Consider the following 19,669-nt stretch of genomic DNA (forward strand, 5'->3'; position numbering starts at 1 on the left):
CCTACTTATAACCTTTTATCTCAGGTCTTTTATACTTTAACTTTCCAGCCATTATTTCCTCAATAGCTATAGTTACAGGTTTGGTTGAATTCGTCTCTATTAATGGTTTAGCCCCATCTACCAATTGTCTGGACCTTTTAGCCGTCAACATGACTAGAGTATATCGGCTATCAGCAATTTTCGCTAATTCATTTATTGATGGACTATACATAATACCCCTCCTATTTCATTATGCTATCTATGATATTCCTTAATCTTTTTACTTTCAATTTTTCTGCCTCTATTATTATTTCTATCTTTTGAACAGCTTCAATGACTTCATCATTTATTACTATATAATCGTATTCATCAACAAATTTTAGTTCTTCGAAAGCATTTTTAAATCTAAGGTCTATATCATCTTCCGATTCAGTTCTTCTTTTTCTAATTCGATTTTTTAATTCGCTCATAGATGGTGGCAATAGAAATACAAACACAGCTTCAGGATAAGATTGTTTTACCTGTAAGGCCCCTTGCACATCTATCTCTAATATAACTATATTACCTTTTTCAATCTGGTCTAAAACAAACTTCTTTGGAGTCCCATATAGATTCCCATGTACATTAGCATATTCTAAGAAATCCCCATCTTCAATCATCTTATTAAACTTTTCCTCATCTACAAAGAAATAGTTTACCCCTTCTTTTTCCCCCCTTCTAGGAAGCCTTGTAGTTGCTGAAACGGAAAATACCAGCTTTTTATTCCTTTCCAATATCCTCCTACAAACAGTACCTTTACCTGCCCCAGAAGGCCCAGATATCACCAATAGAAAACCTTTTGACATTTGACTACTTCCCTTCTAATCTTCTACTTTATCGCTAGATTTATTATTCAACCTTTGTGCAACAGTCTCTGGTTGTACTGCAGATAGTATAATATGATTACTATCGGTAATAATCACTGCCCTTGTTCTCCTGCCATAAGTAGCATCTATTAATATACCACTATCCCTTGCATCTTGTATCATCCTTTTAATAGGAGCTGATTCTGGGCTTACTATAGCTATAATTCTATTTGCTGACACTATATTTCCAAAACCAATATTTATTAGTTTTATGCTCATCTCTTACCCTCCTAAACTACTCGATATTTTGCACTTGCTCTCTAATTTTCTCTAAGTAACTTTTTATTTGAACTATTAAATTACCTATACTTAAATCATTGGCCTTCGAACCAATGGTATTTATTTCTCTATTCATCTCTTGAAGAATGAAATCTAGTTTTCTGCCAACTGGATTTTCCTCCTCTAAGGCCTCCAAAAATTGCTTAATGTGACTATTGAACCTCACCACTTCTTCGTTTATATCAGATCTGTCAGCAAAAAAAGCAACTTCATTGCTTAATCTTTCTTCATCTAGTTCATATTCTTCGTTAAGTAGCTCTTTAATTCTATCCCTTAGTTTTTCTCTATACTCCTCTACTACTAGAGGTGCTCTTTGTTCAATATTATGAATCATCTCTTTAACTTCAAGTAATTGGGATATAATATCCTCCTTAAGTGTATTTCCTTCAACCTTTCTCATATCCATTACTTTATCCAATGCTATATCTAAAGCTACCATTAAACAATTCCAAGCCTCATCTTCGTCTAACTCCTTCCTTTCAGTCCTAATTATTTCAGGAAGGGTTAATAGATGGGACAATTTTACATCATCCTCTAAATCTAGCTCGCCTATTATTCTATCTAAATGGACTTTATAGGATTTGGCTAATGGAATATCTATTTTTATATCCATTGCTGCCTCATTAATATACTCCAAACTTACATATACTTCTACCCTTCCTCTATAAATTCTATTCTTAACTCTTTTTCTTATTTTTTCCTCTAAGTAACTTAGATGTTTAGGTATTTTTATGATAATATCAGAATATCTATGATTAATAGTTTTTATTTCAACATTGAAATTATGTACTCCATCGGTACTCATTCCTCTGCCAAAGCCAGTCATGCTTCTAACCATTGATTAATCATCTCCCTATATGAATATATGATACCAACTATTTAACTATTGTCAATGCAATATCAAGTATTAATTCTGTAGAAAGTAAAAATTAAATGTTTCAAGTTAATATTATATTGATAATGAAAAAAAATCTATAATTTATTACATTTTTTTAATATTGTTTATCAGTTAATCCTTTAGTTTATTTATGTATATGGAAATGTTATAATTATAATATCATAAAAAGTGGAGGAATTCTTATGTCTTTTGATGGAATTGTTACAAGAGCTATTATCGAGGAATTGAAAGATACAATACTAGGTGGAAAAGTGGATAAGATATATCAACACGAAAAAGATGAAATCCTCATACAAGTTTATAATAAAGGAGAAAATAGAAATTTATTAATTTCTGCCAGCAATAATAACCCCCGAATCCATTTTACCCATTATGATAGAATAAATCCATCCTCCCCCCCCATGTTTTGCATGGTATTGAGGAAACACTTGACTAGAGGGATAATCTCTAATATAGAACAATTTAATATGGATAGGGTTATATTTATAGATATATCTTCCCTTGATGAATTAGGCAGTATCACTGAAAAAAGGCTAGTAATTGAAATTATGGGTAAATATAGCAATATCATATTGATTGATAAAGTAAGCAGTAAAGTAATCGATTCAATAAAAAAGGTAACTCCCGAAATGAGCAGAATAAGACAGGTTCTACCTGGTACAGAATATATATATCCAAAACAGGATGGAAGACTAAATCCGTTAAATATAACGAAAGAAGATTTCATTAGATTAATTGATAAAGACAAAGGCAGTAAGCAATCTTTTAAACATTTCTATACTAATTTTATTGGATTAGGACCGTTAATTAGTAAAGAAATATGCTATCAAGGAAATATAGAAATAGATAGACCACTATCAAGTTTAACCTTAGAAGAAAAGGAAAACTTATATAATTCCTTTAATACAATAATGGACAAAGTTAAACGGATGGATTATAATCCATTATTAATAAGAAGCAATTTCAAGGAAAATTATATAGCCTTTTATGCCCTCGATATAGGACATTTAGGTCAACAGAAGGTATATTTAAATTCTATTAGCAAAGTACTAGATGAATACTATATAAAAAACGATACAATAGATAGAGTAAATCAAAAAGCCCAATCTATAAAGAAATCAGTACAGACCAAGTTAGAACGTTCCTTAAACAAGTTAGCTAAACAAAAGGAAGAACTTTTAGAAAGCAAGAATAGGGAAACATACAAAATCTACGGTGATTTAATATCCGCTAATCTTCATAGGTTGGAAAAAGGATTGGAAGAAGTCCAGTTGGAAAATTTCTACTTGGAAGATATGGCAAAAATTACAGTCCCTTTAGATAAAAGGTATTCACCAGCAGAAAACGCTCAAAGATATTATAAGAAGTATTCAAAATTAAAAAACGCATATCAACTGCTATTAAAACAGATTCCTGAAACCGAGGAAGAAATCTATTATTTAGAAAATATATTGAATAGCATAGACCACTGTACGAGCGTAGATGAAATCGAAGAAATAAAAGAAGAGTTAATTAATGAAGGCTATCTGAAAGGAAAACCGAATAGAAATAAAAATGAAACTATTTCCAAACCCAATCATTATGTATCATCTGATGGATTTCATATTTTCGTTGGAAAAAATAATAAGCAAAATGATCAACTAACTTTAAAGACTGCACAAAAGGAGGACCTTTGGTTCCATGTTCAAAAGATGCCAGGAAGCCATGTAATCATAAAAGTTGAAAATAAAAAGGTACCTGATACTACAATAAAAGAAGCAGCTATGTTAGCAGCCTATTATAGCAAGGCAAAAAATTCTACCAATGTTCCCGTAGATTATACCGAAAGAAAAAATGTAAAAAAACCTAGAAAAGCCAAAAGCGGAATGGTTATATATGAAAACTTCAATACCATCTTTGTAACACCTAGTAAGGAAAAGATTCAAAGTCTAAAAAAGATAGAAGGCTAATCTTCTATCTTTTTTATGACCACTTTGTCAACCCCGTCAACCTCGGTAAAACATACATTTACAACTTCTTTCTTTGAAGTAGGAAGGTTCTTACCTACATAATCTGGTCTAATGGGTAGTTCTCTATGACCTCTATCCACTAATACTGCCAATTGAACTTTTCTTGCTCTCCCCATATCAACTAATGCATCAAGAGCAGCTCTTGCCGTTCTTCCAGTAAAAATAACATCATCGACTAATACAACTATTTTATCATTGATATTATATTCTGTTTTGTTCTTCTTTACTACTGGGTCCCTATTAATTTCCGTCAAATCATCCCTATAGAATGTAATATCTAAAGTTAGAACATCTAATTTCTTACCCTCAATTTCTTCAATCCTTTTAGCTAATCTTTTGGCAAAGGGCACACCTCTAGTCTTTATTCCAACCAATAGAATATCCTCTACACCCTTATTCCTTTCTATTATCTCATGGGCAATTCTCGTAGTTGCTCTCCGAATATCCTTCTCATCCATTATAAGGGCTTTTGTCTCCAAGACATCATCTACCTCCTTTTTTTCTCAACAATTCTAAAACCCTTTTAAATTCTTCAGGCAGACCGACCTCAAATTCCATATAGTTACCAGTTTTTGGATGAATAAGTCCCAGTTTATTTGCATGCAATAATTGAGTTTTCACTCCTAAGTCATTTTTTCTTTTACTATAGACATTCTCCCCAACTATAGGGTGATTGATATAAGCCATATGAACTCTAATTTGATGGGTTCTACCAGTTACCAAAGAAGCCTTTAACAATGTATATTTTTCAAATCTCTCTATGACTTTATAGTGGGTTATAGCTTCCTTGCCATTCTCTCTAACTACAGCCATTTTCTTTCTATCCACTGGATGTCTACCTATAGGGGCCACTACTATTCCTTTATCTAGATTTAGTATACCATGAACTAGGGCTATGTAATTTCTCTTAACACTCCTATTTTTCAATTGTTGAACTAAAAAATTATATGCTAATTCATTCTTAGCGACTACCATCAAACCTGATGTATCCTTGTCTAATCTATGGACTATACCTGGCCTTTGAATATCATTACCTGTGTAAAGACTATCTACATGGAATAGTAAAGCATTAACCAATGTTTTTGATTCGTTCCCAGCCCCAGGGTGTACAACCATGCCTATTGGTTTATTGACGATTACTATATAATCATCTTCAAATATAATATCTAGAGGTATGTTTTCTGGAGCTGGTTTCTCTTCCTCTTTAGTAGGTAATTGTAACAGAATAGTGTCTCCTTCATTAACAATGTATTTAGCCTTAGTTATTTTGCCATTTACTAATACTAATCCCTCTTTGATCAATTTTTGAATATAATTTCTTGACAGCCCCTCCAGTCTACTGGCAAGGTATAAATCAATCCTTATGCCATATCCCTCTTCTACATAGAATTCAATTACATCCATATAATCCCTCAATTCTCATATCTATCTAATAAAATCAAACCCATTATTAGAATAGTTCCTAATACTACAAAAATATCTGCCACATTAAAAACGGGAAAGTTATAATTCCTGCCTAACTTAAAACTAAAAAAATCCACTACATAGCCTAACCTTATCCTATCTATAAAATTACCAATTGCCCCACCTAATAACATTATTAGGCCAAATCTAAATAGTAGGGTTACACTACTAGAATATTTTATTAAAAAAAGTACAATAGTTATAATTACAAAAATTGTTATTACAATAAAAAAAAGTTTTTTATTTTGCAAGATGCCAAATGCAGCACCAGTATTTTCTACATAACACAATTGAAAAAAATTCTCTATTACTACATAAGGACTCTTACCCTTTAAATATTTTACTGCTGCAAATTTGGTTATTTGATCTAATACGATAATCAATATTCCCATTAAATATAGCAATATATTTTCCTCCTTGTACTTATAAATATATTACTATTTTAAAACATAATCAAGTTAATTACAATAATGGTTTCGATTAATTTAGCCATAATAAAAGGCTTCCACTAATCTACCTTGAAAGCCTTTTATACTCTATCTATTCCTTTACTTTATCACTATAATCTTCTGATATTTTTTCTACATCCTCGACAACTCCACTATCCTCTTCATCATAGATGCCTAAATCATCACCAGTTGAAAAAGAGGGGTCGCTTTCTACTTTATTGTACCTAGCCACTTCCTGATAACTATCCTCTCTATCAAACTGATTTCCCTCTTTATGACTTTTGCTAAATGGGCTAATGCTATCCTCCTCTTCAGGTCTAAACTGTCTTTTTCTATCTAATGGAATTTTACTATTAGCACAATTGATGCACAGTTTAGTGTAAGGAATTACCCTTAGCCTTTCCTCATCTATTTTTCTCCCACAAACTTGGCATTTGCCATAGTCACTGCCCTCCAATTGCTTAATAGACTCTTCAATCTCGTTCAATGTATTTTGAAGCTGATCTATCAAACCCTTTTCATGTTCCATCACAAACATTTCCGTTCCTAAATCTGCGGGATGATTGTCATAAGAAGATAGTTCAGTATAGTACTCATCCATTGCGCCAAATTCTCCATTATTTTTCATCTTATCTAAAATATCTAAAATTCTCTTCTTCTCATACTCTAACCTTCCAAGGAAATCACCTTTTTCATAATCTCCCATTCCCTTCCTCCTTATGCTATTAATAAATACGTCTTTAATAATATGCCCCTATTCCTATTAATAATTCGTCTTATTATGAATACATTGTCAATAAAATTAATAAAAAGAACAACAGATTTTGCCTATTGTATTTGGCTCCCCAAATATGTGAAAGTAAGAGGAAAAAAAATAATAGCTCATCATCATACTCTTCTAGGGAATATTCACCCATTAAAAATCCCTCCACTTTATCCTATTAATACTATTCTATGAAGTGAATGGATTATAATCTACACAATGGTTTTTAATACCCTCTCCATATTCGTTATTCTCTCAAACAAATCTGCAAATTCTCTAAAATTCAAAGACTGAAATCCATCTGATAATGCACTTTCTGGATTAGGATGTACTTCTATCATAATTCCATTAGCTCCAATTGCCAAGGCAGCTTTACTGGAAGGTAATACTAACTCTTTCCTACCAGTTCCATGACTAGGGTCTACTATAATAGGGCATTTGGTTTTAGATTGAATGATTGGGATGCTTACTAAGTCTAAAGTATTTCTAGTATAGTCTTCAAAAGTCCTAATGCCCCTTTCACAGAATATAATCCTATCATTTCCTTCTATTCTAATATATTCTGAGGCTTTTACCCATTCATCTATAGTAGCACCCATCCCCCTTTTTAATAGAATAGGCTTATCTGCTCTTCCTACTTCCTTTAAGAGTGAATAATTTTGCATATTTCTAGAACCTACCTGATATATATCTATATATTCATAAGCCTTTTCCACATCTCTTGGATCCATAATCTCCGACACCACTTTTAAATTATACCTATTTCTTATATCCTTTAAAATCTTCAAACCATCCATTCCCAATCCCTGAAAAGCATTAGGACTGGTCCTCGGCTTAAAAGCCCCTCCTCTTAATATTTTTATTCCCAATCCACTTAAGAATTTCCCAATTGATTCCATCTGCTCTTCGCTTTCCACCGCACAAGGTCCTGCTATTATAATAAATTCCTTTCCGCCAATCACAAGTTCATCGCTTATCTTAACTACATCCACCATATGAATTCCCCCAAAATGCATAATGTTAAATAGAATTTGGGGGCTAGGCCCCCAATTCATTAATATTTTCATCTAAATTCTCATGAACTTCAGAAGCTAAATTACCATCTTGAGATTCATCTATGTAATCTTCAGGTAAATCTACTTCCTCGAAGCTAGAATTATCCATTTCCATATTTGAATAGAATTCTTCTAAAGTTAATAATTGAGCTTCTATAAAGGATTTATATCGAGTTCTAAAAATGAACATCTCCTTTTTCATTTCCTCGCACTCTTTCCGAAGCCTTTTTACCTCTTCATTGGCAGCATCCATAATCTTTTTAGCTTTAAATTCTGCATCCTCTATTATTAATTCAGATTTTTCTCGTGCAGACCTAACTACCTCATCAGCCGTACTTTGAGCAACTACAAGAGTATCTTTTAAGGTTTCTTCTAAATCGTTATACCTTTTAATCTGTTCATCTAAGGCAAGTATTTTGTCTTTTAACTCAATATTTTCCTTATAAATTTTTTCATAATCCTCAATTATTTCATCTAAAAATTTGTCTACTTCCGATGATTTATAGCCCCTTAAAGCTCGTTTGAATTCCTTGTTTTGAATATCTAAGGGTGTAATCATATAGCTCACTCCATTTATTTTAGTAATCTAAGCTCTATTCTCACTCTTCCCTTTTTACTCATTCCTAATGTTGAATTTAACATAAATCTGCCATAGCCTTTAACTGAAACAATATCCCCCTCAATAATCTCCTTAGATACTCTCTCAACAGGCTCCCAGTTAACTTTAACCCCTTTGGACTTCACTAATCCCTGACTTTCCTTCCTAGGCAAATTCCAAACACTGCTAATTAAAACATCTATTCTAAGTGAAGGTACTGTAGTAAAAATCTTTTCATATTCTATTATACCCGGTTTTAGTTCATCTATTGATATTTCTTTTACTTCAACTCTTTGCCTTCCAATTTGTGTTAAATTCATTAATATATAACTTAAAACTTCTCTCTTAACAACTAATTGAACATTATCTTCATGTATTAATATATCCCCTATTTTTTCTCTATTTATTCCTAAATTTAATATTCCACCTAGAAAATCCCTGTGAGACAATGTTCTGATACCGCCTTCAATTTCTAAGAAACCAATAGGTAGTTCAATATCCTCATGAGCTAGGTATTCCGGATAAACTTGTATTACCTTTCTTTCGGCCTTATTTATTCCTCCTAGTTCCCTATAGGATATATCCAAAAACCTATTTAATATGGACCTGGCAAGCCGTCTCTGATAGGGATCCATAAAATTAGTGGTTTCTATAGTGTGCTTGTTTAATACAATTTCAAGCTTGTCTAATAGTTTTCGCATATTTAATATCTGGTCTTCATCAGTTATATGATTTAATAATAATTCCCTATCAAGTCTCAATTTTACCACCACAAAATCTAAAATATTATACCTCTTACTAAAAATAAAATGGTTCTCAATATTAAAATCGCAACTATTGGAGAGAAATCAAACATACCTGTATTGATGCCAAGCCTATAGATTAATTCCCTTGCAGGTGCTAATATTGGTTCTGTCAAATCATAGATAATTTTACCTATCTGATTATAAGGGTCAATTCTTAGAAAGGAAAAAATAATTCTGACAAAAATCAATATCTCTATAACATAGACTAAATTGCTTAAAAATCTATAAAAAACCATAATTTAATTACCTCTTACCTAATATTTTACCACTGAAATAATCCTTTATTCTTTAATTCATCTTTAATATTTCCATCGATTTCCACATTGCTTGGAGCTAGAACGAATATATCCGTAGTCACTTTTTGAATACTGCCCTCTAGTGAATAAAGGCCACCGTTTATAAAATCGAAGATTTGTCTTTTAATACCTGGCTCTAATTGCTCTAAGTTGACTACTACCGTTTTCCGCATTTTTAAATCGTCAACTATCTTGGGGGCATCTTCATAATTTAACGGTTCATGTACCACCAATTTCATATTTCCAGATGTATGGATATTAAGTACCTTATTTCCAATCCTTTTAGTATTAGTATTAACAGGTATTTCTGTTAGTTCATCTTCATAGTCTTCATAATCATCATATTCTTCCTCTTCTAAATCATCTATTCCAATGAAATACTTAAGCTTATCCATTATGTTTGCCATAAAATCCCTCCCATTTTATTTTCTTTGACCAAATATACCAGTTCCAATCCTTACCATATTTGATCCCTCTTCAATAGCTACTTCATAATCATTGGTCATTCCCATTGATAAAAAATCCATCTTCACATTAGCATAACCTTTGTTTTTTATATTTTCGCTTAATTGCTGTAATTCCCTAAAAACCCATCTAATTTCTTCTGCATTGTCAACATAGGGTGCTATTGTCATAAGTCCTTTTATCCTTATATTTTCATAATCCTGAATGCTTTCTATAAAGGGAATCACTTCATCTACTTTCAAACCAAATTTGCTCTCTTCCTCCGCTACATTGACTTGCACTAATGTATCTATTATTATACCATGATTACCTGCTCTTTTGTTCAACTCTTTTGCTAAAGATAATCGATCTAAAGAATGGATCAAAGACACTTTATTAATTAAATACTTCACCTTATTAGTCTGTAAATGACCAATCATATGATAATTTACCTTATCGCCTATAATATCGTACTTATTAACCAATTCTTGAGTCCTATTTTCCCCAATATCAGTTATTCCATACTGAATTGCTTCTTTAATTCTACCTATATCCACAGTTTTAGTTACTGCTATTAAATGAACTCTATCACCTTCTCTTCCTGACCTTTTAAGAGCTTTTTCTATGTTCTCTTTTATATATAGTAAATTATCTCTAATATTAATTTTTATTCCCTCCTTAATATTAATCTATAATCATTCCTTCTTTTATGTTGTCAATATTTAAAAGGATTTCATCAAATTGTCTCACAGTTCTTACGGCTTTATCTTTTCCTTTAATGTTAATATTGTTATTTTTATCTCCTTGACTGATGTAGACATATTCTTCATCCTCTTTAATTATTTCTACTGGAACTAATTTAACTATTCCACTAATATCCTTAACATATACCCATTTAATTCCATCCTTTTCCACTATCGTTTTACTTGGTATTCTATAGACATCCTGCTTATTTTTAATTATATCCACATGTAAATGCCTTTTCTCAACATAATATTCAAAATCTCTATTGAACCTAACTAAAATTAGGCCTTTAGTACCATTTTTAGTTATCTTTTCTATTACTCCCTTTAATTCGTCTTTAATCTCCTCTCCAGCTAGTAAAATTATATTTCCCTCTTTGTATTCAAAAATATCTTTAATGTTGTCAACCTTAATTATCATATACCACTCAAAATTATCAATTATTTTAAATATAGGCTCATTTGCCTTAACTATATCGTTATTTGATACCATCCTTCCCTTATCTAATATATTACCAAAATCTGAATACCCATAATCGTATTTTTGGTCAATAGGATAGATTTCTTCGTAACCATCTAACTTAAAGGATACAATTCCTGCCTCCTTTGAAAAGTAATCTATGCTGTTATTTGAAATCTGCAACTGAATTTCTTCCCTTTTCTTCTTAAGGTTTTCCAAGCTCTGGTTTATCAAAGTATTATCCCTTACTACATGCTTCTTTTTGTCGTAATACATAAATAGCTTGTCCTTCAAATTTCCAGCTACCTCATAGTCTTCTGCTGCAATGGCTTCCTGCATTCCATCTACAATGTTATCAATATCCTCATTTAATTGACTCTCATCCTCTTTTATTCGTTCAATGTCTAACTCCGTTTGGGTTAATGCTTGAATTTTATTTTCTACCTCCTCTAATTGTTGTTTTAAGGTTGAGGTATCATCAATAAATGTTATTTTGCCTATTTTTGTTCCTGCTGCAATCCTTTCACCATGTTTCACATAAATTTCTACTTTACCCTCTCCTTCTGATTTATATAGTGTTTCCCTTCTCAATATTATAGCTTCTGTACTTATCTTTTCCTCTATCTCATATTGTTCTGGTAATGTAGTTTTAAATGTTGAAGCAAATAAAGAAAGAACACTTCTAAATAAAATCAATATGGTTATTAAAATAATGAAAAACCATTTTTTACGTTTTTTTCTCATTCTTTTTAGTTTTCGTTCTTCTTGGGTCATTCTATCACCCTTAATAGTTTCTAATTTTTGATGCTTTTAACTCCAGATTGCAATTCTATAAAAAACTAAAAAACTGACCATACCTGCTTATGATTTTAAATTTAATGATATTATCTACATTTAATTTCTTTATCTCATTTTTATAAGTAACCATTAAAATAGCTCTCTCACTTCTAATAGCTCCTATAAGAATTCCTTCAAATTTATCTTTTGTTTTGGTAATTATCTTAATTTCATCGCCAGCTTTTACTCTTGTTCCATCTATTATAAACTCTTTCAAATCTGCCTTGTCCAAATGCTGCGGGGTCACATGTTTATTATCTATTATAATTATGTTATTTTTTAAATACATCTTTTCTTTCAACACAACTAATATATAACCTACTATGTTTACTATTAATAATGGTATTAATAGTCTTTGAATATAGTTTAGCAAAATTCTGAATACCTCCATATTACAATATTCTAATATAAGTATATCACATCTAATCCTTCGATTAAACCTGCTTTAGAAAATTAATTTTTCATATTATTTACACTACAATCATTTAATTATAAATTTATCATGCTTATGTTTACAAAATGTTTGCAATTTCTATAAAAACATAGTATAATACAATATGGTAATAGAATTAAAAAACTGTATCTGTTCATTTTAGTTGGATAAAGGGTTAGATAATAAGCATCGGGATGTGGCGCAGTCAGGTAGCGCACAAGTCTGGGGGACTTGGAGTCGCTGGTTCGAATCCAGTCATCCCGACCATTTTTATTTAATATGTAAAAATGCAAAAAGGACCTGAGTATTAGGTCCCTTTTTTGTACCCATTTTACTTCTATTATATTATTATGCAAATCAACCCACCGCTACCATCGTTGATTATTCTTTCTAAAGCTCTTCTCATCTTATTCCTTGCATCATCTGGCATAGTGTTTAATTTCCCCTGTAATTGTTCATTAACCAAATCATATAGAGATTTCCCAAATAAATTAGATTGCCAAATTTTTGATGGGTCTTCTTCAAATTCATCCAGAAAATATTTAACTAATTCCTCGCTTTGTTTTTCAGTCCCTATTAATGGTGATACCTCAGTAGTTATATCGCATCTTAATATATGAAGAGAAGGAGCACGAGCTTTCAATTTCACACCAAATCTATTGCCTTGCCTATATATTTCAGGTTCTGCCAATTCCATTTCATCTAAGCTTGGACTTACCAAACCATATCCTATTTCCTTAGCCTGCCCCAGTGCACTTTCTATTTTATCATATTCTTTTTTAGTTTCTGCCAGTTTACTTATTAACCCAAGTATTTGATAATCCCCTTCAATAGTATAACCTGTCATCTCTTTTAAAACTTCGAAGAACAATTCCTCATCTACAATTAATTCTGCATTAACAACCCCTTCTCCCAATTTTATCTCCTTAATATTTACATTCTTTACAATTTCTAATTCTCTTAAAGTTTTTAAAGAAATTTCCACTTCGTTTAACTTCTGTAAAGTCTGTATTGATTCCTTCAAGGAACTCAAAATGCTATTTTTTATCCAATGGCTCCTTGGTAAACCTTCAATCCAACCTGGAAACTTGATGGTAATCTCCTTAATAGGAAATTCAAATAACAATTTTTCAAATATTCTTTCCACATCCTCAATTTCCATATTTAGGCAATCAATAGCTACTACTGAAACTCCATATTTTTCTTCAAGGCTCTCCCTTAAAGCTAAAGTACTATCTAAATTGGGATGTTTAGTATTAAGAACTATTATAAAAGGCTTTTCTAGTTCTTTAAGTTCAAATATTACTCGTTCTTCAGCTTTTATATAGTTGGTCCTTTCAATATCCGTAATAGAGCCATCTGTAGTTACTACAATACCTATGGTTGAATGGTCTGTAATTACCTTCCTAGTTCCTATTTCTGCAGCTTCTTCAAAAGGTATATCATTTTCATGCCAAGGGGTTGAAACCATGCGTGGAATATGATCTTCCTCATGTCCTAAAGCTCCTTTAACTAAGTATCCAACACAGTCTACCATCCTCACCTTAAAGGTTATATTATCCTTTAATACCAGTTCTACTGCTTCGTTAGGTACAAATTTTGGTTCAGTAGTCATAATTGTTTTGCCTGCTCCACTTAAGGGCAACTCATCTTTAGCCCTCTCCTTCTTATACTTATTTTGAATATTAGGTATTACCAACAATTCCATAAACCTTTTTATAAAAGTGGACTTTCCCGTTCTTACAGGCCCTACTACCCCCGCATATATATCCCCTTGGGTCCTTTCGGCTATATCCTTATATATGTCGTATTTTTCCACCTTTTCCCCTCCTTTTCTTTCCTATTATGTAACGATAATCCTTAACATTATATATATATGTACTAGTCTTAATAATATGATAGGGTTGAAAAAAAACCTACTATATACATAGCAGGTTTTACTATTCTTTTATTTGATTTTTTATTATATCTTCCATTTCATGTTTCTTATCCCTTAACATTAGATTGATTACAGAATTTTTTACATTTTTACCTTCATAAAGAACTTCATATATTTCTTTTGTAATTGGCATTGTAACTTGATATTTCTTAGCCAGTGCATAGGCAGACTTAGTAGTTTTTATGCCTTCTACTACCATTCCTATAGATTCAATTGCCTCCTGTAGGCTTTTACCTTGTCCTATCAATATACCAGCCCGTCTATTCCTACTATGCATGCTGGTACAGGTGACTATTAAATCTCCTATACCTGCAAGGCCTGAAAACGTAGAAATATTTGCTCCCATCCTCTCACCAAGCCTCGCTATCTCAATAATACCCCTTGTCATCAATGCAGCTTTGGTGTTATCTCCATATCCTAAACCGTCTGAAATACCTGCTCCTAAAGCAATTACATTTTTTAAAGAACCTCCTAGTTCAACTCCTATAACATCTGGATTGGTATAAACTCTAAAATAAGGAGACATAAAAATATCTTGAACATATTCCGCAATTGCCTTTTCCTTAGAAGCAGATACCAACGTTGTAGGCATGTTCTGTGCAACTTCTTCAGCATGAGATGGTCCTGATAATACTGCATAAGGATTGTCAGGCAATATTTCATGAACTATTTCAGATATTCTTAAGAGAGTGTTATTTTCAATTCCCTTGGCCACATTCACTATAACTTGATCATTTCTAAAATACTTCTTACTATCATTGAGTACTTTTCGAATTCCATGAGAAGGTATAGATAAAACTATTATATCTTTATTATGTATAACTTGAGAAAGATCATCAGTTACATTAATATTTTCTGGAATAGAAATTCCTGGTAGATACTTTTTATTCTCTCTAAAATTTACCATATGCTCTTTTTGTTTTGCATCTCTAATCCATATATCCACACTATGATTATTATTTGACAGGAGTATAGCCAACGCAGTTCCCCAGCTACCTCCCCCTAATACGCCAACTCTTTTCATCATAAGTTCCTCCTATTGCTTTATCCTAAAACTGTACTTAATCCTATTTAACTTTTTGACCAATCTTATACTCTTTTCCTTGTATTAACCTTTTAATATTGTCCCTATGTCTAAATATTGCCATTATAGCTAAAACAACAGTTAAAATGAAATAACTTATGTCAAAAGGTTTTCTTATGGTAATAGAAAGAATAGGCACTAAGATGGCGCATAAGATCGAACCTAAGGACACATATCTGGTTATAAGCACTACAGCTACAAAAAACACAAAGGATATAATGGCTATAGGCCAGTATAAGAATAATAATACACCAAAAGATGTTGCTATACCTCTACCTCCTTTAAATTTGAAAAATACAGGCCAATTATGACCAACTACTACAAATAATCCTGAAATTATTTCTCCATTATAACCCATAATTCTTCCTCCAATATAGACTGCTAACATGCCCTTTAACATGTCGAAAATAAAAGTCATAGCACCAATCTTTTTACCAAAAACTCTAAATGCGTTAGTAGTACCAGCATTGCCACTGCCATAAGCTCTTATATCCTTTTTCATCAACACTTTTCCAAGAACATAAGCAGAGGAAAAACTTCCAACAAGATAGGAGATTATAGCAGTTAATATACCATTCAATATTATTCACCCTTTTCCTTAAATTCAAATTGAATAGGCGTTCCATCAAAACCAAAATATTTCCTTATTTGATTTTCTAGATATCGCTGATAAGAAAAATGCATTAATTCCTTTTTATTTATGAAAATTAAGAATTTTGGAGGTCTAACGCCTACTTGAGTTCCATAATAGATTTTTAATCGGACTCCCTTGTCTGAAGGTGGCTGACTTAGTAATATTGCCTCGCTAATGATATCATTTAATACTCCAGTACTTATCCTCAAATTAATATTATTGTTGACTACCTTCAATAGCTGAAATAATCTATCCACTCGCTTTCCAGTCTTTGCTGATATAAACACTATAGGCGCATAGGAAATAAAACTTAGCTTATTTCTAATATCCTTTTCAAATTCTAAATGGGTATTGGTTTCCTTTTCAATTAAATCCCACTTATTTACTGCAATTATAAGGCCCTTCCCGTTATCATGTGCATATCCGGCAATCTTTGTATCCTGCTCTGATACACCTTCAGTAGCATCAATTACTAAAACACATATATCAGACCTATCAACAGCAGTTAAAGTACGAATAACGCTATACCTTTCTACCTTTTCAAAAATGCTTCTTTTTCTCCTTAATCCAGCGGTATCGATAAATATATACTTATCTTCACCATATGTAAAATAAGTATCAATAGCATCCCTAGTAGTACCAGGAATATCAGTAACTATGACCCTATCCTCTCCTAAAATATTATTTATCAGAGAGGATTTCCCAACATTTGGTTTTCCAATTATGGCTATTTTAACATGTTCATCATCATACTCTATATCTTTATGCTCTGGAAAATGCTTTATTACCTCATCTAATAAATCTCCTATACCTAAACCCTGTTCAGCAGAAATGGCTATAGGAGAACCTAGCCCTAGTTCATAAAACTCATATATTTGATCAGAAACTCCTTTAGTATCGATTTTATTACATACCAATAATACCTCTTTCCCGGACTTTCTTAGCATATTAGCTATATCTCTATCAGTTGAGGTAACACCTTCCATTCCATCTACTATAAATAAAATTACATCAGCACTTTCAATGGCAATTTCAACTTGCTGTCTTATGTGAGTTGGAATTATTTCTTCTGCTTCTGGCTCCAATCCTCCTGTATCTATTAGGGTAAAGTACTTATTTAACCATTCCGCTTCAGAATATATTCTATCTCTAGTTACTCCAGGGTTATCTTCAGTTATTGCTATTCTTTTTCTTACAATTTTATTAAATAAAGTAGATTTTCCTACATTAGGCCTCCCTACAATGCAAACTACTGGTCTATCCATTATTATCACTCCTGTCTTCTTTGAATAGATTAATAAAATCCCATCCCGAAACTTCCACTGGAATTACTTTAACCTTTAATCTATTTTCTACATCCTTAACAGTTAAATCATCTAAGAATATATAGGTATCCTGTTTTAACATGGATTTTGGAATTATTATTCCGTCTACATTATTATAATCTGTCAGTTGAGCAATAATATCCCTCCCGGTAATTAGCCCAGATACGGTGATAGACTTTCCAAAAAACTCGTTCTCTATAGCTACTACTTTTAAATTTAAGTTTTTGAATTTCTCCACAACCTTATCCTTTATTTTGTTCATATAATCTGCTGCCAAGGTCCCAGTTACTATAATATATCTTTTATTACAGTATTTTATCCCATCTATTTTGGCCAATTCCATTTCAACGCTATGCTCAAAGGTCTTCAATAATCCCACTCCATTTTCTAACTGTGGAAATCCTTCATAAGCCTCATAAGATGGCAAAGGCTCCTTTGTCACAGCATAGAATTCATCTGAAGCAAATACAAATCTAGTTCCTAACTCTTCTATAAATTTATTTTGTACTTCTTTAATAAAATCTAATACCTCTTTTGATTTATTATAGTCAAAGGGCTCAATCTTATAAAGTTTTTCCCTATACTTAGTCAAACCAACAGGCACCACTGCCACACTTTCTATACTAGGATAAAGACTAGATAGGTCTTCTAAAGTCCTTCTTAATTCTTCTCCATCATTCACATTGGGAACCAAAACGATCTGACAATTTACCTTTATATTTGCCTCCTTAAATCTTTTTAATATAGAAAAAATATTACCTGCATTCTTATTATTCAACATCTTTATCCTTAATTCTGGATTAGTAGTGTGAACAGATATATTTATCGGGCTTAGCCTATATTCAATTATCCTATTGATTTCATCTTCACTCATATTGGTCAATGTAATAAAATTTCCTTGTAAAAAAGATAACCTAGAATCATCGTCTTTAAAATACAAGGTTTCTCTCATATTTGGAGGCAGCTGGTCTATGAAACAAAAAATACATTTATTCCTGCATGACTTAGCTTTATCTATTAATGGATTGGTAAATTCTATGCCTAGATCCTCATCATACTCCTTCTCTATTTCTAGCAACCATATGTCCCCATTTTCTTTTTCAATTTCTATTTCAACATACTCATCAGATATTAAAAATTTATAATCTATAATATCCTTAATTCCTTTTCCATTTATGGATAATAGCACATCTTTTGGTTCAATTCCCAATTCATCAGCAATGCTATTTTTCGCAACTTTTTCAATTATATTCTTATAATCATAAATCCTCTTTAGTTCCATTTTTTATCCTTCCATATTATATATTTAAATCATCTATTCTATTATAGCAAAATACCTTAATTATACATAGCTTTTATTAATAAATTTAAGCCTACAAATACTGTAGGCTTAAATTTATTAATATAGAGGAAAATCCTTACAAAGGTCTAGGACCATATTCCTTATTTCATCTCTACTGTTGTTCTCATCTAATGCTAAATCGATTATCTCTGCAATCCTTCTCATTTCTTCTTCTTTCATGCCTCTAGTAGTTACTGCAGGTGTTCCAATTCTAATTCCACTTGTTATGAAAGGACTCTCTGGGTCAAAAGGAATGGTATTCTTATTAGTTGTTACATTTACTACTTCTAATAACTCTTCTGCTTTTTTACCTGTTAAACCTTTAGTTCGCACATCGATTAACATCAGATGATTATCTGTACCACCTGATACTAATCTAAATCCTCTCTCAATGAGACTTTCTGCTAAAGCTTTAGCATTTTTTACCACTTGTTTCTGATATTCTTTAAAATCATCTTTTAATGCTTCGCCAAAACTAACTGCCTTAGCAGCAATAACATGCATCAATGGACCGCCTTGAATCCCAGGGAAAATTGCTTTGTCAACAGCTTTGGCATATTCTTTTTTACATAGAATTGCTCCACCTCTTGGTCCTCTCAATGTTTTATGGGTAGTTGTCGTTACAAAATCAGCATATGGCACTGGACTTGGATGAAGTCCTGCAGCTACTAATCCTGCAATGTGAGCCATATCCACCATTAAGTAAGCACCGACTTCATCTGCTATTCCTCTAAACTTTGCAAAGTCGATAATTCTTGGATAAGCACTAGCACCAGCAACTATCATCTTTGGCTTTTCCTTTAAAGCTATCTTTCTAACTTCATCATAATCTATAACTTCAGTTTCCTTATCTACTCCATAAGCTATAAAGTTAAAGTAGGTTCCTGAAATATTAACTGGGCTGCCATGGGTTAAGTGCCCACCTTG

23 protein-coding genes and 1 tRNA gene are annotated in these 19,669 nt (G+C 32.0%); 2 read left to right on the plus strand and 22 right to left on the minus strand.

Annotation, left to right across the window (positions count from 1 at the left end):
- Position 1: 1 nt before the first annotated feature.
- The 4 genes from rpoZ to BLV68_RS08305 are packed head-to-tail and all read right to left on the minus strand — an operon-like array spanning position 2 to position 2,001.
- A complete protein-coding gene (gene rpoZ / locus BLV68_RS08290; RefSeq protein ID WP_093752740.1) occupies positions 2–211 on the minus strand; it encodes a DNA-directed RNA polymerase subunit omega in 210 nt (69 codons plus the stop codon).
- A gap of 10 nt (positions 212–221) precedes the next feature.
- Positions 222–824 (minus strand): guanylate kinase, encoded by a 603-nt coding sequence (gmk, locus tag BLV68_RS08295; RefSeq protein ID WP_093752742.1) that lies wholly within the window; start codon positions 822–824, stop codon positions 222–224.
- 15 nt (positions 825–839) lie between these two features.
- Positions 840–1,097: an extracellular matrix/biofilm regulator RemA gene (gene remA, locus BLV68_RS08300; protein ID WP_455432174.1), complete on the minus strand. Its 258-nt coding sequence runs from the start codon at positions 1,095–1,097 to the stop codon at positions 840–842.
- 22 nt (positions 1,098–1,119) lie between these two features.
- Positions 1,120–2,001 (minus strand): YicC/YloC family endoribonuclease, encoded by an 882-nt coding sequence (locus tag BLV68_RS08305; RefSeq protein ID WP_093752746.1) that lies wholly within the window; start codon positions 1,999–2,001, stop codon positions 1,120–1,122.
- A 242-nt stretch (positions 2,002–2,243) separates the two neighbouring features.
- Here BLV68_RS08305 and BLV68_RS08310 point away from each other — a divergent pair, with 242 nt between their 5' ends.
- The gene (locus tag BLV68_RS08310) at positions 2,244–4,010 is read left to right on the plus strand and encodes an Rqc2 family fibronectin-binding protein (RefSeq protein ID WP_093752748.1); all 1,767 of its coding nucleotides are present in this window, start codon (positions 2,244–2,246) and stop codon (positions 4,008–4,010) included.
- Here BLV68_RS08310 and pyrR read toward each other — a convergent pair.
- From pyrR to BLV68_RS08370, 12 genes are all read right to left on the minus strand, one after another.
- Positions 4,007–4,549, minus strand: a complete 543-nt coding sequence (pyrR, locus tag BLV68_RS08315; RefSeq protein WP_093752750.1) for a bifunctional pyr operon transcriptional regulator/uracil phosphoribosyltransferase PyrR — start codon at positions 4,547–4,549, stop codon at positions 4,007–4,009. The genes BLV68_RS08310 and pyrR overlap by 4 nt on opposite strands.
- A gap of 4 nt (positions 4,550–4,553) precedes the next feature.
- On the minus strand, positions 4,554–5,474 hold the full coding sequence (locus BLV68_RS08320; protein WP_093752752.1) for an RluA family pseudouridine synthase: 921 nt from the start codon (positions 5,472–5,474) through the stop codon (positions 4,554–4,556).
- Positions 5,475–5,482: 8 nt separating this feature from the next.
- Complete coding sequence (lspA, locus tag BLV68_RS08325; protein WP_268807625.1) at positions 5,483–5,965, minus strand: signal peptidase II; 483 nt, start codon at positions 5,963–5,965, stop codon at positions 5,483–5,485.
- 109 nt (positions 5,966–6,074) lie between these two features.
- Complete coding sequence (locus BLV68_RS08330) at positions 6,075–6,689, minus strand: TraR/DksA C4-type zinc finger protein (RefSeq protein ID WP_093752756.1); 615 nt, start codon at positions 6,687–6,689, stop codon at positions 6,075–6,077.
- 269 nt (positions 6,690–6,958) lie between these two features.
- Positions 6,959–7,741: a bifunctional 3-deoxy-7-phosphoheptulonate synthase/chorismate mutase gene (locus BLV68_RS08335; protein WP_093752758.1), complete on the minus strand. Its 783-nt coding sequence runs from the start codon at positions 7,739–7,741 to the stop codon at positions 6,959–6,961.
- 43 nt (positions 7,742–7,784) lie between these two features.
- Positions 7,785–8,360, minus strand: a complete 576-nt coding sequence (locus BLV68_RS08340) for a DivIVA domain-containing protein (RefSeq protein ID WP_093752760.1) — start codon at positions 8,358–8,360, stop codon at positions 7,785–7,787.
- Positions 8,361–8,374: 14 nt separating this feature from the next.
- Positions 8,375–9,169, minus strand: coding sequence for a YlmH family RNA-binding protein (locus tag BLV68_RS08345; protein ID WP_093752801.1), 795 nt, complete (start codon positions 9,167–9,169; stop codon positions 8,375–8,377).
- 8 nt (positions 9,170–9,177) lie between these two features.
- Complete coding sequence (locus BLV68_RS08350; RefSeq protein ID WP_093752762.1) at positions 9,178–9,441, minus strand: YggT family protein; 264 nt, start codon at positions 9,439–9,441, stop codon at positions 9,178–9,180.
- Positions 9,442–9,467: 26 nt separating this feature from the next.
- A complete protein-coding gene (locus BLV68_RS08355) occupies positions 9,468–9,908 on the minus strand; it encodes a cell division protein SepF (RefSeq protein ID WP_093752763.1) in 441 nt (146 codons plus the stop codon).
- 15 nt (positions 9,909–9,923) lie between these two features.
- Positions 9,924–10,634, minus strand: coding sequence for a YggS family pyridoxal phosphate-dependent enzyme (locus BLV68_RS08360; RefSeq protein WP_317922155.1), 711 nt, complete (start codon positions 10,632–10,634; stop codon positions 9,924–9,926).
- Positions 10,630–11,922 (minus strand): HlyD family efflux transporter periplasmic adaptor subunit, encoded by a 1,293-nt coding sequence (locus BLV68_RS08365; protein ID WP_093752767.1) that lies wholly within the window; start codon positions 11,920–11,922, stop codon positions 10,630–10,632. The genes BLV68_RS08360 and BLV68_RS08365 overlap by 5 nt, the downstream gene beginning before the upstream one ends.
- A gap of 55 nt (positions 11,923–11,977) precedes the next feature.
- A complete protein-coding gene (locus BLV68_RS08370) occupies positions 11,978–12,358 on the minus strand; it encodes a hypothetical protein (protein WP_093752769.1) in 381 nt (126 codons plus the stop codon).
- Positions 12,359–12,608: 250 nt separating this feature from the next.
- Here BLV68_RS08370 and BLV68_RS08375 point away from each other — a divergent pair.
- Positions 12,609–12,685: transfer RNA gene (locus BLV68_RS08375), tRNA-Pro, on the plus strand.
- A gap of 73 nt (positions 12,686–12,758) precedes the next feature.
- Here BLV68_RS08375 and spoIVA read toward each other — a convergent pair.
- The 6 genes from spoIVA to BLV68_RS08405 all read right to left on the minus strand — a co-directional run.
- Positions 12,759–14,237: a stage IV sporulation protein A gene (spoIVA, locus tag BLV68_RS08380; RefSeq protein WP_093752771.1), complete on the minus strand. Its 1,479-nt coding sequence runs from the start codon at positions 14,235–14,237 to the stop codon at positions 12,759–12,761.
- A gap of 121 nt (positions 14,238–14,358) precedes the next feature.
- Entirely contained in the window at positions 14,359–15,381 is a 1,023-nt protein-coding gene (locus BLV68_RS08385) for an NAD(P)H-dependent glycerol-3-phosphate dehydrogenase (protein WP_143035257.1), read from the minus strand.
- Between the two features lie 43 nt (positions 15,382–15,424).
- Positions 15,425–16,021, minus strand: coding sequence for a glycerol-3-phosphate 1-O-acyltransferase PlsY (plsY, locus tag BLV68_RS08390; protein WP_234949862.1), 597 nt, complete (start codon positions 16,019–16,021; stop codon positions 15,425–15,427).
- 2 nt (positions 16,022–16,023) lie between these two features.
- Positions 16,024–17,340, minus strand: a complete 1,317-nt coding sequence (gene der, locus BLV68_RS08395; protein WP_093752777.1) for a ribosome biogenesis GTPase Der — start codon at positions 17,338–17,340, stop codon at positions 16,024–16,026.
- On the minus strand, positions 17,333–18,682 hold the full coding sequence (locus tag BLV68_RS08400; RefSeq protein WP_093752779.1) for a DUF512 domain-containing protein: 1,350 nt from the start codon (positions 18,680–18,682) through the stop codon (positions 17,333–17,335). Before BLV68_RS08400 ends, der begins: the two co-directional genes overlap by 8 nt.
- A gap of 117 nt (positions 18,683–18,799) precedes the next feature.
- On the minus strand, positions 18,800–19,669 hold an 870-nt coding region (locus BLV68_RS08405), incomplete at its 5' end, for a serine hydroxymethyltransferase (protein ID WP_093752781.1).

This window comes from Tepidimicrobium xylanilyticum (assembly GCF_900106765.1).
GTDB lineage: Bacteria > Bacillota > Clostridia > Tissierellales > Tepidimicrobiaceae > Tepidimicrobium > Tepidimicrobium xylanilyticum.

Excerpts from the sequence above, each read along its gene's own strand:
- rpoZ (WP_093752740.1), bottom strand. The coding sequence starts at position 211 with ATGTATAGTCCATCAATAAATGAATTAGCGAAAATTGCTGATAGCCGA.
- gmk (WP_093752742.1), bottom strand. The coding sequence starts at position 824 with ATGTCAAAAGGTTTTCTATTGGTGATATCTGGGCCTTCTGGGGCAGGT.
- BLV68_RS08305 (WP_093752746.1), bottom strand. The coding sequence starts at position 2,001 with ATGGTTAGAAGCATGACTGGCTTTGGCAGAGGAATGAGTACCGATGGA.
- BLV68_RS08310 (WP_093752748.1), top strand. The coding sequence starts at position 2,244 with ATGTCTTTTGATGGAATTGTTACAAGAGCTATTATCGAGGAATTGAAA.
- BLV68_RS08320 (WP_093752752.1), bottom strand. The coding sequence starts at position 5,474 with ATGGATGTAATTGAATTCTATGTAGAAGAGGGATATGGCATAAGGATT.
- BLV68_RS08330 (WP_093752756.1), bottom strand. The coding sequence starts at position 6,689 with ATGGGAGATTATGAAAAAGGTGATTTCCTTGGAAGGTTAGAGTATGAG.
- BLV68_RS08335 (WP_093752758.1), bottom strand. The coding sequence starts at position 7,741 with ATGGTGGATGTAGTTAAGATAAGCGATGAACTTGTGATTGGCGGAAAG.
- BLV68_RS08340 (WP_093752760.1), bottom strand. The coding sequence starts at position 8,360 with ATGATTACACCCTTAGATATTCAAAACAAGGAATTCAAACGAGCTTTA.
- BLV68_RS08350 (WP_093752762.1), bottom strand. The coding sequence starts at position 9,441 with ATGGTTTTTTATAGATTTTTAAGCAATTTAGTCTATGTTATAGAGATA.
- BLV68_RS08355 (WP_093752763.1), bottom strand. The coding sequence starts at position 9,908 with ATGGCAAACATAATGGATAAGCTTAAGTATTTCATTGGAATAGATGAT.
- BLV68_RS08365 (WP_093752767.1), bottom strand. The coding sequence starts at position 11,922 with ATGACCCAAGAAGAACGAAAACTAAAAAGAATGAGAAAAAAACGTAAA.
- BLV68_RS08385 (WP_143035257.1), bottom strand. The coding sequence starts at position 15,381 with ATGAAAAGAGTTGGCGTATTAGGGGGAGGTAGCTGGGGAACTGCGTTG.
- der (WP_093752777.1), bottom strand. The coding sequence starts at position 17,340 with ATGGATAGACCAGTAGTTTGCATTGTAGGGAGGCCTAATGTAGGAAAA.
- BLV68_RS08400 (WP_093752779.1), bottom strand. The coding sequence starts at position 18,682 with ATGGAACTAAAGAGGATTTATGATTATAAGAATATAATTGAAAAAGTT.